A 13,364-nucleotide genomic window follows, 5' to 3' on the forward strand; every position below is an offset into this window, starting at 1 on the left:
ATATTGCCATGATCTATGTCGACGCCGATGCCTGCCCGGTGAAGCCGGAAGTCCTGAAGGTCGCGGAACGTCACGGCCTCGAGGTCACCTTCGTTGCCAATTCCGGCCTGCGCCCCTCGCGCGATCCGATGATCCACAACGTCATCGTCTCCAACGCCTTCGACGCCGCCGACAACTGGATCGCCGAACGTGCCGGCACGGGCGATGTCGTCGTCACCGCCGATGTGCCGCTTGCCGTGCGCTGTGTCGCGACCGGCGCCTTCGTCAGCGGCCCCACAGGGCGCGTCTTCGACGAGACCAATATCGGCATGGCGAGCGCCATGCGCGATCTCGGCGCGCACTTGCGCGAAACCGGCGAGAGCAAGGGCTACAACGCCGCCTTCAGCCCGAAGGACCGCTCACGCTTCCTCGAAACCTTTGATCGCCTCTGCCGCCGCGCCAAGAGCCTTGCCTCGGAGGCTGGCGGGCAGCCGTGATGCAGCAACTAAAGCTGCTACAGCGTCCTTAGCACGTCTGAAAGCCGCGCGGCGCTGTAGACCGCAAGAAACGGGTGGCATGGCAGCCATGCCGATTCCTATCTTGAAGTCGGCCGTTTCCTCACGCATATAAGCGCTATCGCAGACGACTGCGGCATCCTCTGGGATGCAACTGTCGCGGGGACGGCCTCGCTCTTGAACAAGGAGAGTCGCATGGCCTGGTTTCTGCTTTTTCTCGCCGGTCTTTTCGAATGTGGCTGGGCAATCGGCCTTAAATATACCGAGGGTTTCACACGGCCGCTGCCGACGGCGCTGACCGTCATATCCATGGTGGTGAGCATCGTGCTGCTCGGCCTGGCGGTGAAGCACCTGCCGATCGGCACCGCCTATGCGGTCTGGACCGGCATCGGCACGGTCGGTACCGTATTTCTCGGCATCTGGCTGCTTGGCGATGAGGCAAGTGTCTCCCGTCTTGCCTGCATCACGCTGATCGTCGCCGGCATCGCTGGTCTGAAGCTTACCGCCTGATGTGAAGGTTGAGGGGCGTCGCGACGCCCCTCAGTCTATCGTTCAGGCTGCTTTGCGGTTATCGACGGCAAAAGCGCCGGGACCGGAGAAGAACAGGTAGAGGAAGACGAAGCAGAACAGGATCGCGGCGTCGCCCTGGTTGACGGCCGGGAAGAAGCTGCTCGGGGCATGCGCCATGAAATAGGCGACCGCCATTTCGCCGGCCAGCAGGAAGGCGACAGGGCGCGTCAACAGGCCGACGAGAATGAGGATACCGCCGATAAGCTCAAGAAGGGCGGCGAAAAGCATCAGCGGCGGCAACGGGCCAGCCATCTGCGCAGCCGGGAAAGCGAAAAGCTTCATCGTGCCGTGTTCGATGAACAGCAGCGCGGTGATAATTCTGAGAGCGGCCAGCCCATAGGGGCGATAGGCAGAAAGACGCTCGAAAGATGACATTAAACCTCTCCTTTAAAATAATAAGAGCCGAGCGTTAGCCTGTCCCCCGTAAGGATAGAACACACGGATCGCTGACGGCCGTTCACTTTTTCGACAGTGGCTAAACACCTGACCGGACAGTTTTATTCGCCGGCAGCCGTCAAAGCGGGATGTTGTCGTGTTTCTTCCAGGGATTGGCGAGATCCTTGTTGCGCAACATCTTTAGACCGCGCGCAAGCCGCCTGCGGGTCGAGTGCGGCATGATCACCTCATCGACATAACCGCGCTCGGCGGCGACGAAGGGCGAGAGGAACCTGTCCTCATACATTTTCGTATGCGCGGCGATTTTCTCCGGATCGGCAATATCCTTGCGGAAGATGATCTCGACGGCGCCCCTGGCGCCCATCACGGCGATCTGCGCCGTCGGCCAGGCATAGTTGAGGTCGCCGCGCAGATGCTTCGACGCCATCACGTCATAGGCGCCGCCGAAGGCCTTGCGGGTGATGACGGTGAGCTTCGGCACCGTCGCCTCGGCATAGGCAAAGAGCAGTTTGGCGCCGTGCTTGATGAGGCCGCCATATTCCTGCGCCGTACCCGGCAGGAAGCCCGGCACGTCGACGAAGGTGACGATCGGAATATTGAAGCAGTCGCAGAAGCGCACGAAACGGGCGGCCTTGCGTGAGGCGTCGCTGTCGAGAACACCGGCCAGCACCATCGGCTGGTTGGCGACGAAACCGACGGTGGAGCCTTCGACGCGGCCGAAGCCGCAGACGATGTTTTTGGCAAAGCTCGTCTGGATCTCGAAGAAATCCCCCTCGTCCGCCACCTTCCGGATCAGTTCCTTGATGTCGTAAGGCTTGTTGGAGCTCGCCGGCACCAGCGTATCGAGCGACATGTCGATCTCTGTCACCGACTGGTAACATTCGATCTCCGGCAATGGCGCGGTGTTCGAAAGCGGAAGGAAATCGATCAGCCGTCGCACCTGCAGCAGCGTTTCGACATCGTTGTCATAGGCGCCGTCGGCAATCGACGAGCGCACAGTATGCACGATAGCGCCGCCGAGTTCTTCGGATGTCACCGTCTCGTTGGTCACGGTTTTCACCACATCGGGACCGGTGACGAACATGTAGGAGGTATCACGCACCATGAAGATGAAATCGGTCATCGCAGGCGAATAGACGTCGCCGCCGGCGCAAGGACCCATGATCACCGAGATCTGCGGAATGACACCGGAGGCCAGCACATTGCGCTGGAACACCTCGGCATAACCGCCGAGGGCCGCCACGCCCTCCTGGATGCGGGCGCCGCCCGCATCGTAGATACCGACGATTGGCGCGCGGTTCTTCAGCGCCATGTCCTGCACTTTCATGATCTTCTCGGCATGCGCCTCAGACAGCGAGCCGCCGAAGACGGTGAAGTCCTTGGCGAAGACGAACACGGTGCGGCCATTGACCGTGCCCCAACCGGTGACGACGCCGTCGCCGGCGATACGGCTCTTGTCCATGCCGAAATCGGTGGAGCGGTGTTCGACGAACATGTCGAACTCCTCGAAGGAACCTTCGTCGAGGAAGAGGTCGATGCGCTCGCGCGCCGTCAGCTTGCCGCGCTTGTGCTGGGCGTCGATACGCGCCTCGCCGCCGCCGAGGCGGGCAATGTCGCGGCGCCGTTCCAGTTCTTCGAGAATTTCCTTCATGCGATCTCCCTCGCCGCTGCGGGCGGCAATCCGGCGGCTAAAACGTCGCGCTAATGAGCGCGCCCGCTGAGTGAGAAAACCGAGCGTATCCTAGCAGCGGCGTCCTCAGCCAGGATCTCGTCGGCAAGCTTGGGATCGGCAGCGATGCTGGTGACGTCGAAGGCGCTGACGGCGATGACCGAGCCATCCTCCACCGAGGCCGCATCGATGCTGATCTTGACGACGTTGCGGTCCTTCTGGAAGCCGAGGCCTTTCTGGATGGAAACCACGCGGATCGTCAGCACCACCCGCGGCAGCACGGTGTCGCGCACGGTGGCATTGATCGCTGTGTTGACGCGGTCGTTGATACCGGAAAGCAGCTCGGCCGGCATGTTCGGACCGGAGAGAACGACGGCACTGCGCACATCATAGACCGGCGCCGCCGGCTTGGTGACCGAGAGACTGCCGCAGGCCGTGAGCGCGACACAGACGAGTGTCGCCCGGCAAAAACACGACCTCAGCCAATTCATTGCAAAAATCCCGCACCACCCCGTTGGAGTCGCAGACTTCGTCATAATGCATTGGAAGGCAATATGTTTCAGGCGCTTAGGGCAAAAAAAACATCCGCTGCGGCCTTGAACTCGGCAAAGCGCTTGGCCCGCCGCTGCTCGGCTTCCTCGTCGCTGCCCCAATGCTCGATCGTCCAATCTTCGTCGAGATGGGCAAGCGACCAAGCCTCCTCCACCGTCACCCGGCCCTCGGCGAAGGCAAGCGCCAGGATCGCTGAGCCGGTCAGAGTGGTGACTGTGTGGAGGGCGGCCAGCGCCATCGGGCTATCATATCTTGCGAGCGTGACGGCGAAGGCGGCCGTCGCCTCGCGCGGCTGCTCCTGCGGCATCACCCCTTCGACGAGGATGAAGCGGGCGCCGAGATCATTCGCTGCCCAATCGATCACCGGATCCCAGTGCTCGGCCTGGCGTTCGACCAGCAGTTCCGGCTCCTCGGCGCGATAGCAGATGAGGTCGCTCGCGGAAAAGCGCAATATATCCTCGAAGATCGCCTGCGCGTTGGCGGCAACGCCGTCGAGTGCGGTGTTGACGAGCCGGGTCACCGGCATGCTTACGGGATTGATCTCTTCGCCCTGCGCCTGCCATTCGGCGGCGACAAGCCGCGCGAGCGCCTCGGTCGGCACGGCGAGAACTTGGCGCGCCGGCGTACGCACCAACTTGCCGTCGAGGGTGATCGCAAAACCACCCTCGTGCTCGGCAACGGAGACGTCGGTATAGAAGCGCTTCGGCAGCGGCTTCTTCATCTGAATCTGCGCGCGGCGGATGGGATCGGGATGGCTCAGGCCTTCGGAAAGGTCGTTCAGCAGATCGCGCATGGGCTCACCTCAGGAAAAATGACGCAATATCTCGTTCGGATGGGAGGCGATCGCATCAGCGCCGTTGGCGATCAGCTCATCCACGCTGGCATAGCCCCAGGCAACGCCGATCGCCTTGGCGCCGGCAGCCTTTGCCATCTGCATATCGTAAACCGCATCGCCGATGACAATGGTGTCGGCAGCATTCATGCCTGTTTCATCGCAGCATTCCGTCACCATGGCCGGATGCGGTTTGGAGGGGCAATCGTCGGCGGTGCGTGCGACAATGAAATGCTTGTCGAAGCCATGCGTCTCCATCACGACCTTGAGCCCGCGGCGGGATTTGCCCGTCACCGCGCCGATCAGCAGGTCATCGCGTCCGCTGATCGCGTCGATCATCGCGCGAATGCCGGGAAACAGCGGCTCCTTATAGTCAAGATCCTGACGCACGATCGAGAACAGCGATTTGTAATGCGCGGTCATGTCGATATCTTGCTGCTCCACATGCGGCCTGCCCTGCATGCGGGCGATCGCAATATCGAGGGACAGGCCGATAATGGCCTTGGTGTCTTCAAAGCGCGGTTCCGGCTTGCCGAACTTGTCGAAGGTCCTGCGCATGGTTTCGTGGATCAACGCAGCACTGTCGACCAGCGTGCCGTCGCAATCGAAAAGCGCCAGTTTCATTCGGCGTCCCTTTCGGCACCGGCAAGGTCGAGACCGAGAAGGTTCCAGGTCTGCACCATATGCGCTGGCAGCGGCGCACTGATGCGCAGGCGGCCGCCGGAGGGATGCGGGATGTCGATGTGACGCGCGTGCAGATGCAGCTTCTTCTGGACGCCGCCTGGAAAATCCCAATTCGGATCGTCGTCGAAATATTTCGGATCGCCGATGATCGGATGGCCGATATGCAGGGCATGGACGCGCAACTGATGCGTACGGCCGGTATAGGGCTCCATCTCCAGCCAGGCGAGGTTCTGTGCCGCCGTCTCCAGCACGCGGTAGAAGGAAATCGCATGGTCGGCGCCGTCCTCGCCGTGCTTGGCGATGCGCATGCGGTCGCCGTCGGCGGTCGGCTCCTTCACCAGCCAGGTCGAGATCTTGTCCTCGTGCTTGCGCGGCACGCCCTTGACCAGCGCCCAGTAGGTCTTCTTGGTGTCGCGCTCGCGGAAGGCAGCCGTCAGCTTCTGCGCCGCGCCGCGGGTGCGGGCGATGACGAGAACACCCGATGTGTCGCGGTCGAGGCGGTGGACGAGCCGCGGCTTCTCACCCTTCGGGCTGGTCCAGGCTTCGAGCATCTGGTCGATATGCCGGGCCACACCCGAGCCGCCCTGCACCGCAAGACCGGGTGGCTTGTTGAGCACGATCACCTTGTCGTCCTCGTGCAGCACCATGCGCGACAAGAGTTGGAAATCCGACGAATGTTTGAGATCCTTGCCGGCGATCGGTCCGGATTTCAGCTTCGCATCGACATCCATCGGCGGCACGCGCACCGTCTGGCCGGGCTGCACGCGTGCATCCGATTTGACACGCCCACCGTCGACGCGCACCTGGCCGGAGCGCAAGAGCTTTTGCAGCGGACCGAAGCCGAGCCCGGGAAAATGCACCTTGAACCAGCGATCGAGCCGCATGCCGGCTTCGTCGGGTTCAACCTTGATATGTTCTATGCCAGCCATAAACGATCTTTCGGAAATTGCAGCGCAGGCCGAGCCGGCGTTCTTGCCGCAGCCTTTAGAGCATTTTCAAGCAAAACGGAAACCGGAAAAGAAATCAGGCCAAAGCGCGCATGACGGCGAGCCCGGCGATGACGGCCGCCATCGAAAGTCCGACGCTCGCAGCGATGTAGATACCGCCGGCGACGGCCTCGCCGCGCTCGAACAGCGAGATCGCATCCAGCGAGAAGGCCGAGAAGGTTGTGAAGCCGCCGAGGAAGCCAGTGATCAGCAGCAGGCGCAGCTCCACCGAGGCGTTGAACTTCCGCGCGATCAGCTCGGCGAAGACGCCGATGACGAAGCAGCCGACAACATTGACGGCGAGCGTGCCCCACGGAAATGCCGGCCCCATGAGTCTCAGCGCCCACTGGCCGACATAATATCTGAGAAGAGAACCGATGGCGCCGCCAACGGCGACGAGAAGAGCCTGGATCATCAGCCGGATTTATCGCAACTCCGCAGCGATTCCAATCGAGAAGGTATGAATTCTTACCATCCGGTAAAATGCCGATGATTTTCTTATAATGGCGCCAAGATCGTGCCGATACCGTGACGGCATGACCCAGCTCCTGTCCATATCGGCCAACACCGCCGCTATTGCGTTCGAGTCGCTCCGAATCCCGCAGCGTGTCGCGACGAGCACCGCCGCCCGCGATGCGCGCCGCGTTGCCGACCGGCAGTTGAAGGCCGAAGGCACCGAGGAAATAGACGAGCCCTCCAGCATCATCCAGTCGACCGAAGTGGCCCTCGACCTGATGGCCAAGGGCAATCGCCAGCCGCAGGCCGGCCTGAAACAGGCGCTGCGATCCTACGAAGACTTCTGAGGCCATCGCCTTCCAAACGAAAGCTCGCGACTGCCGTCACAGTCGCGGGCTTTTCTGTTTAACGAGTCTACTTTCATTTGCCCTGGGCGGAGAGCACCTGCAGGACCAGATCGACCTTGCCGGCCTTTTCGAAGATCAGCGTCACCGGCACCGTATCGCCCTGCTTGAACGGCGTCTTCACCTTCTGGAACATCAGATGCAGGTTGCCGGGCTTGAGCTTGACCGTCTCGCCGGCGGCGATGGCGATGCCGTCCTTCAGCTGGCGCATCCGCATGACGTTGTCCTTCGTCACCATCTCGTGGATCTGAACCTCACCAGCTGCGGGCGAACTGACGGACACCAGGCGATCGTCCGTCTGGCCGTTATTCTTCACCGTGAAGAAGCCGCCGCCGACCGGCTGGCCGGGCAGCATTGCCTTGGCGAAGCCACCGGAGACTTCGAGATCGCCGGCCTTGACCGTTTCGCCGGCCGGCGCCGCAGCGCCCATGCCCGCCGTCCCGCTCATGTTCATACCGGACATATCCATGCCGGCCATGTCGTCATGGTCATGGCCACCTTCGCCGGCGACGACCTTCAACAGCGGCGCCGGGCTTTTCAGTCCGTGCGCGTCGCCGCCTTCCGCCGCCACCTGATCCCAGGCCGTGACCGTCTCGCCGCACATCTGCGTCACCGGAAAGACGAGCGAGGAGCCGGCCTCGACACCCGATACCTTACCCTGGATGACGAAGGTATCGTAGAAATCGTCGGAGAGATTGCCGTTCCTCCAGCGCACTTCGATCGCGCCCGTCTTCACCTTGTCGCCGTGATTGTCGTAGGTCTTCTGGTAGTCGCCCTTGATCACCTCGAGCTCCCAGCCGGCCTTCGGCTGCGGCTTGGCGAAGACGAATCCCTCAGGCAGCTTGACTCGCACTTCCGTGGTCGCCTTGCCGTCGCAGCCATGCGGCACCTGCAGCGTGGCGAGAATGGTGCCGTCCTGCGTCGCCTCTCTGTCGAGGAAGGTCACATGCGCCTCGGCGCTGGCAAAGGCGGTCGCGGAAAGAACGGCGGCAAGCCCGAATGTCTTGCCAAATGTCTTGATAGTTTTCATCGGATGTCTCCTCGCCGGCCACGGACCTCTCTCGGGCGGACCGGCATGCTGCATCATGGATTGCGAAGGCAGATCAGGCGAGGATGGGAGGCGCGCGGGAATTCGGCCGGCAGACAGCGCTTGCGCCTGAAACGGCTGATGTTTCGATCGGCGAATTCATCAGCGAAGCGAGTTTGCGCTCGAGCCACGAGCCCGCATCCGGCGTCGGCAGGATGGTGGAGGCCGACAGCCGGCAGGCTTCGCAATTCGGCTTGAAGGCGACGGTCTTGCCGTCGGCATCCTTCACGGTGACGCAGAGCGAGGCGAAGGTGCCGTCGGGCAGCACATAGGCCGCGGCATCATAGCCTTCGGCGGCGACAGCCTGTGGCACCTGATGGGCGAGGCCGAGCAAAAGCAGGCTCAATGCGCAAAGCATGCGCAGGAAGAGCGTCGCTTTCAGTCCGGTCTGCCGCATGAGATCCCCTTCAACAGAAGGCCGCGATAGCCGGTTTTAGCACGGAATGCAAAAGCAGATTTGCCTGAGATCAACGCTTGCTGGGAATAAGACGACAAAAATTTGCCCGGTCACGACATTTGGTCTTGCCAAGTGCTGCACCCGCCGGATAATTGCGCCAACCTTGTTGGGAGAAGCCGGTGCTTTCGCCACCGGTGCCGAAGGAGCAACCGCCCCGGAAACTCTCAGGCAAAAGGACCAGCAAGGGGCAGACGGAACTCTGGAGAGAAGCGTTCTCGAAACGCTCGCCGAAGGGATAACAATCTCAGGCACAAGGACAGAGGGGGCTCAGGAGAGAAGCGCGCAACCGCGCCTTCAGATTTGAGCCCGCGCCTTCGTGAAGAAGGCGCAAACCCCGGAGGCGTCTTTTGGACGATACTGCTGCCCTGAAAAGAACCCCGTTGCATGCCCTGCATCTCCAGCTCGGCGCCCGCATGGTGCCGTTCGCCGGTTACGACATGCCGGTGCAATATCCGGCCGGCGTGATGAAGGAGCATCTTCATACCCGCGCCGAAGCCGGCCTCTTCGATGTCTCCCACATGGGCCAGGTCATCGTGAAGGCGAAGTCGGGCAGCTATGAGGATGCGGCTCTCGCGCTCGAAAGCCTGGTCCCCGTCGACATATTGGGCCTTGGCGAAGGCCGCCAGCGCTATGGCTTCTTCACCGACGATACCGGCTGCATTCTCGACGACCTGATGATCGCCCATGTCGACGACCACCTCTTCGTCGTGGTCAACGCCGCCTGCAAGGAGGCCGACGTCGCCCATTTGCAGGCACACATTAGCGACCAATGCGACATCACCGTCCTCGATCGCGCCTTGATCGCGCTGCAGGGACCGCGCGCCGTTGCGGTTCTTGCCGAACTCTGGGCCGATGTCGCAGCGATGAAATTCATGGACGTGCGCCACTGCCGTCTGCACGACGTTTCCTGTCTGGTCTCGCGCTCCGGCTATAGCGGCGAGGACGGCTTCGAGATCTCGATTCCATCAGACAAGGCCGTGGATGTCACCAAGCGGCTGCTCGAACATCCGGACGTCCAGGCGATCGGCCTTGGCGCTCGCGATTCGCTGCGCCTCGAAGCCGGCCTCTGCCTCTACGGCAACGATATCGACACGACCACCTCGCCGGTCGAGGCCGCACTCGAATGGGCTATGCAGAAAGCAAGGCGCGGCAGCGGTGCGCGCGCCGGCGGCTTCCCGGGCTCTGGCCGCATCCTCTCCGAACTCGAAAACGGCGCCGCACGCCGCCGCGTCGGCCTGAAGCCAGAAGGCAAGGCGCCAGTGCGCGGCCATGCCAAGCTCTATACCGATGCCGAGGGCAAGATCGAAATCGGCGAGGTCACCTCGGGCGGCTTTGGCCCCAGCGTCGAAGGCCCCGTCGCCATGGGCTACGTGCAGCTCTCCCATGCTGCGGCAGGCACGCTCGTCTACGCCGAGGTGCGCGGCAAATATCTGCCGACCACCGTCAGCGCCCTGCCCTTCGTCACACCGACCTACAAACGCTAAACCTTTTCCAGAGAGGACCAACCATGCTGAAATTTACCGAAGAACACGAATGGCTGAAGATCGAAGGCGGCGTTGCGACGGTCGGCATCACCACTTATGCCGTCGATCAGCTCGGCGACTTGGTTTTCGTCGAACTGCCGGAAGTCGGCGCGACCTTCTCCAAGAACGGCAATGCCGCGACCGTTGAATCGGTCAAGGCTGCTTCCGACGTCTATTGTCCGCTGGATGGCGAGATCACCGAGGTCAATCCGGCCATCGTTGCAGATCCATCGCTGGTCAATTCCGATCCTCATGGCGCCGGCTGGTTCTTCAAGCTGAAGCTTGCAAATGCTGCCGACGCCGAGGGCCTGCTCGACGAGGCGGCCTACAAGGAGCTCACTGCGTAATGACGACGCCGACAGAATTCCAGTTCACCGACTATCAGCCCTACGATTTCGCCAATCGCCGCCATATCGGCCCCTCGCCGGCCGAGATGACCGACATGCTGAAGGTGATCGGTTATAACAGCCTCGACGGCCTGATCGACGCGACGCTGCCGCCCTCGATCCGCCAGAAGGCGCCGCTCGTCTGGGGCGCGCCGATGACCGAGCGCGAGGCGCTCGACAAGCTGCGCGAGACCGCCAACAAGAACAAGGTGCTGGTCTCGCTGATCGGCCAGGGTTATTACGGCACGATCACGCCGCCGGTCATCCAGCGCAACATCCTGGAAAACCCGGCCTGGTACACCGCCTATACGCCTTACCAGCCGGAGATCAGCCAGGGCCGCCTGGAAGCGCTGCTGAACTACCAGACGATGGTCTGCGACCTCACCGGCCTCGACGTCGCCAACGCCTCGTTGCTCGACGAGGCGACCGCCGCCGCCGAAGGCATGGCGATTGCCGAGCGCGTCGCCAAGTCGAAGGCGAAGGCCTTCTTCGTCGATGCCGACTGCCATCCGCAGACCATTGCCCTGATCCGCACCCGCGCCGAGCCGCTCGGCTGGAGCGTCATCGTCGGCAATCCCTTCACCGATCTCGATCCCGTCGACGTCTTCGGCGCGATCTTCCAATATCCCGGCACGCACGGTCACGTGCATGATTTTACCGGCCTGATCTCGCGCCTGCACCAGACCGGCGCCATAGCGATCGTCGCCGCCGATATCCTGGCGCTGACGCTGCTGAAATCGCCCGGCGAAATGGGTGCCGATATCGCCGTCGGATCCTCGCAGCGCTTCGGTGTGCCGGTCGGCTACGGCGGCCCGCATGCGGCCTATATGTCGGTCAAGGATGCCATCAAGCGTTCCATGCCCGGCCGCCTCGTCGGCGTTTCCGTCGATGCCCGCGGCAACCGCGCCTATCGCCTGTCGCTGCAGACCCGCGAACAGCATATCCGCCGCGAAAAGGCGACGTCGAACATCTGCACCGCCCAGGTACTGCTTGCCGTGATGGCCTCGATGTACGCCGTCTTCCACGGCCCGAAGGGTATCAAGGCGATCGCCCAGCAGGTGCACCAGAAGGCCGTGCTGATGGCCAAGGGCCTGGAAAAGCTCGGTTATAAGGTCGAACCCGAGACCTTCTTCGACACGATCACCGTCGATGTCGGCCATATGCAGGGTCTCATCCTGCGTGCCGCCGTCGCCGAAGGCGTCAATCTGCGCAAGGTCGGCGAAACCAAAATCGGCATGAGCCTCGACGAACGCACCCGGCCGGCGACGCTCGAAGCCGTCTGGCGCGCCTTCGGCGGCAATTTTACCATTGCCGATTTCGAGCCTTCCTACCGCCTGCCGAAGGGCTTGCTCCGCACCAGTGATTACCTCACCCATCCGATCTTTCACATGAACCGCGCCGAAAGCGAGATGACGCGTTACATCCGCCGGCTCTCCGACCGGGATCTGGCGCTCGACCGCTCGATGATCCCGCTCGGTTCCTGCACGATGAAGCTCAATGCGACGGCGGAAATGCTGCCGATCACCTGGCCGGAATTTTCCGACATCCATCCCTTCGTGCCGGCCGACCAGGCGCTCGGCTACCGCGAGATGATCGACGACCTGATCGAAAAGCTCTGCGCCGTCACCGGCTACGACGCCTTCTCCATGCAGCCGAATTCCGGCGCGCAGGGCGAATATGCCGGCCTGCTGACGATCCGCAACTATCATATCGCCAATGGCGACGGCCATCGCGACGTCTGCCTGATCCCGACCTCTGCGCATGGCACCAACCCGGCCTCGGCTCAGATGGTCGGCATGAAGGTCGTCGTCGTCAAGGTGCGCGAAAATGGCGATATCGATCTCGACGATTTCCGCGCCAAGGCTGAGCAGCATGCGGCAAACCTCTCCTGCTGCATGATCACCTACCCTTCGACGCACGGCGTCTTCGAGGAGACCGTCAAGGAAATCTGCGACCTCGTGCACGAGCATGGCGGCCAGGTCTATCTCGACGGCGCCAACATGAACGCCATGGTCGGCCTATCCCGCCCCGGTGACATCGGCTCCGACGTTTCGCATCTCAATCTGCACAAGACCTTCTGCATTCCGCATGGCGGCGGCGGACCCGGCATGGGCCCGATCGGCGTCAAGGCGCATCTGGCCCCCTACCTGCCCGGCCATCCCGAAACCGACGGCCGTCCGGGTGCGGTCTCGGCCGCCGCCTTCGGCTCCGCCTCGATCCTGCCGATCTCCTGGAGCTATTGCCTGATGATGGGCGGCGAAGGCCTGACGCAGGCGACCAAGGTGGCGATCCTCAGCGCCAACTATATCGCCACCCGGCTGAAGGGCGCCTATGACGTGCTCTACAAGTCGTCTGCCGGCCGCGTCGCGCATGAATGCATCATCGACACCCGTCCGCTGGTCGACAGCTCGGGTGTGACCGTCGACGACGTCGCCAAGCGGCTGATCGACTGCGGCTTCCATGCGCCGACCATGAGCTGGCCGGTCGCCGGCACGCTGATGATCGAGCCGACGGAAAGCGAGACCAAGGCCGAACTCGACCGTTTCTGCGAGGCGATGCTGGCGATCCGCGAGGAAGCCCGCGCCATCGAGGATGGCCGCATGGACAAGGTGAACAACCCGCTGAAGAACGCTCCGCACACGGTGGAAGACCTCGTCGGCGAATGGGACCGCCCCTACTCACGCGAACAAGCCTGCTTCCCGCCCGGTGCCTTCCGCGTCGACAAATACTGGTCGCCGGTCAACCGCGTCGACAATGTCTATGGCGACCGCAACCTGATCTGCACCTGCCCGCCGGTGGAAAGCTACGCAGAGGCCGCCGAATAGCGGTCAAGCCTGACGCTGTAGCGACGGGCCCAGCAATCTGAGC

General features: G+C 62.5%; 15 protein-coding genes and 1 riboswitch. Of the genes, 6 read left to right on the top strand and 9 right to left on the bottom strand.

Features of this window, described 5'->3' with window-relative positions:
* The first annotated feature begins 8 nt into the window (after positions 1-8).
* Complete coding sequence (locus AC25BC_RS10365; RefSeq protein ID WP_012757576.1) at positions 9-476, top strand: YaiI/YqxD family protein; 468 nt, start codon at positions 9-11, stop codon at positions 474-476.
* Positions 477-689: 213 nt separating this feature from the next.
* On the top strand, positions 690-1,004 hold the full coding sequence (sugE, locus tag AC25BC_RS10370; RefSeq protein WP_003559670.1) for a quaternary ammonium compound efflux SMR transporter SugE: 315 nt from the start codon (positions 690-692) through the stop codon (positions 1,002-1,004).
* 42 nt (positions 1,005-1,046) lie between these two features.
* On the opposite strand, the gene AC25BC_RS10375 is transcribed toward sugE, so the two are convergent.
* The 7 genes from AC25BC_RS10375 to crcB all read right to left on the bottom strand — a co-directional run bounded on the left by AC25BC_RS10375 (position 1,047) and on the right by crcB (position 6,598).
* Entirely contained in the window at positions 1,047-1,439 is a 393-nt protein-coding gene (locus AC25BC_RS10375) for a DoxX family protein (protein WP_012757577.1), read from the bottom strand.
* 139 nt (positions 1,440-1,578) lie between these two features.
* A complete protein-coding gene (locus tag AC25BC_RS10380; protein WP_012757578.1) occupies positions 1,579-3,111 on the bottom strand; it encodes an acyl-CoA carboxylase subunit beta in 1,533 nt (510 codons plus the stop codon).
* A gap of 50 nt (positions 3,112-3,161) precedes the next feature.
* A complete protein-coding gene (locus tag AC25BC_RS10385) occupies positions 3,162-3,620 on the bottom strand; it encodes a calponin homology domain-containing protein (protein ID WP_128439316.1) in 459 nt (152 codons plus the stop codon).
* A 68-nt stretch (positions 3,621-3,688) separates the two neighbouring features.
* The gene (locus AC25BC_RS10390; protein WP_012757580.1) at positions 3,689-4,474 is read right to left on the bottom strand and encodes an ATP12 family chaperone protein; all 786 of its coding nucleotides are present in this window, start codon (positions 4,472-4,474) and stop codon (positions 3,689-3,691) included.
* A 9-nt stretch (positions 4,475-4,483) separates the two neighbouring features.
* Positions 4,484-5,137: an HAD-IA family hydrolase gene (locus AC25BC_RS10395; protein WP_012757581.1), complete on the bottom strand. Its 654-nt coding sequence runs from the start codon at positions 5,135-5,137 to the stop codon at positions 4,484-4,486.
* Positions 5,134-6,126, bottom strand: coding sequence for an RluA family pseudouridine synthase (locus AC25BC_RS10400; RefSeq protein WP_012757582.1), 993 nt, complete (start codon positions 6,124-6,126; stop codon positions 5,134-5,136). Before AC25BC_RS10400 ends, AC25BC_RS10395 begins: the two co-directional genes overlap by 4 nt.
* Before the next feature lie 94 nt (positions 6,127-6,220).
* The gene (crcB, locus tag AC25BC_RS10405) at positions 6,221-6,598 is read right to left on the bottom strand and encodes a fluoride efflux transporter CrcB (protein WP_003539962.1); all 378 of its coding nucleotides are present in this window, start codon (positions 6,596-6,598) and stop codon (positions 6,221-6,223) included.
* A 121-nt stretch (positions 6,599-6,719) separates the two neighbouring features.
* On the opposite strand from crcB, the gene AC25BC_RS10410 reads away from it, so the two are divergent.
* On the top strand, positions 6,720-6,986 hold the full coding sequence (locus AC25BC_RS10410) for a hypothetical protein (protein ID WP_012757583.1): 267 nt from the start codon (positions 6,720-6,722) through the stop codon (positions 6,984-6,986).
* Positions 6,987-7,059: 73 nt separating this feature from the next.
* Here AC25BC_RS10410 and AC25BC_RS10415 read toward each other — a convergent pair whose 3' ends face one another.
* A complete protein-coding gene (locus AC25BC_RS10415; protein WP_128439317.1) occupies positions 7,060-8,073 on the bottom strand; it encodes a DUF1775 domain-containing protein in 1,014 nt (337 codons plus the stop codon).
* Positions 8,074-8,146: 73 nt separating this feature from the next.
* A complete protein-coding gene (locus AC25BC_RS10420) occupies positions 8,147-8,527 on the bottom strand; it encodes a hypothetical protein (protein WP_012757585.1) in 381 nt (126 codons plus the stop codon).
* 157 nt (positions 8,528-8,684) lie between these two features.
* A riboswitch (glycine riboswitch) is annotated at positions 8,685-8,777 on the top strand.
* 157 nt (positions 8,778-8,934) lie between these two features.
* On the opposite strand from AC25BC_RS10420, the gene gcvT reads away from it, so the two are divergent.
* From gcvT to gcvP, 3 genes are read left to right on the top strand one after another with little or no spacing between them, the layout of a single operon-like run.
* Entirely contained in the window at positions 8,935-10,071 is a 1,137-nt protein-coding gene (gcvT, locus tag AC25BC_RS10425) for a glycine cleavage system aminomethyltransferase GcvT (RefSeq protein WP_012757586.1), read from the top strand.
* 23 nt (positions 10,072-10,094) lie between these two features.
* Positions 10,095-10,457, top strand: coding sequence for a glycine cleavage system protein GcvH (gcvH, locus tag AC25BC_RS10430; protein ID WP_128439318.1), 363 nt, complete (start codon positions 10,095-10,097; stop codon positions 10,455-10,457).
* Positions 10,457-13,321, top strand: a complete 2,865-nt coding sequence (gene gcvP / locus AC25BC_RS10435) for an aminomethyl-transferring glycine dehydrogenase (protein WP_012757588.1) — start codon at positions 10,457-10,459, stop codon at positions 13,319-13,321. The genes gcvH and gcvP overlap by 1 nt, the downstream gene beginning before the upstream one ends.
* Positions 13,322-13,364 lie beyond the last annotated feature (43 nt).

Source organism: Rhizobium sp. WSM409, from assembly GCF_057653825.1.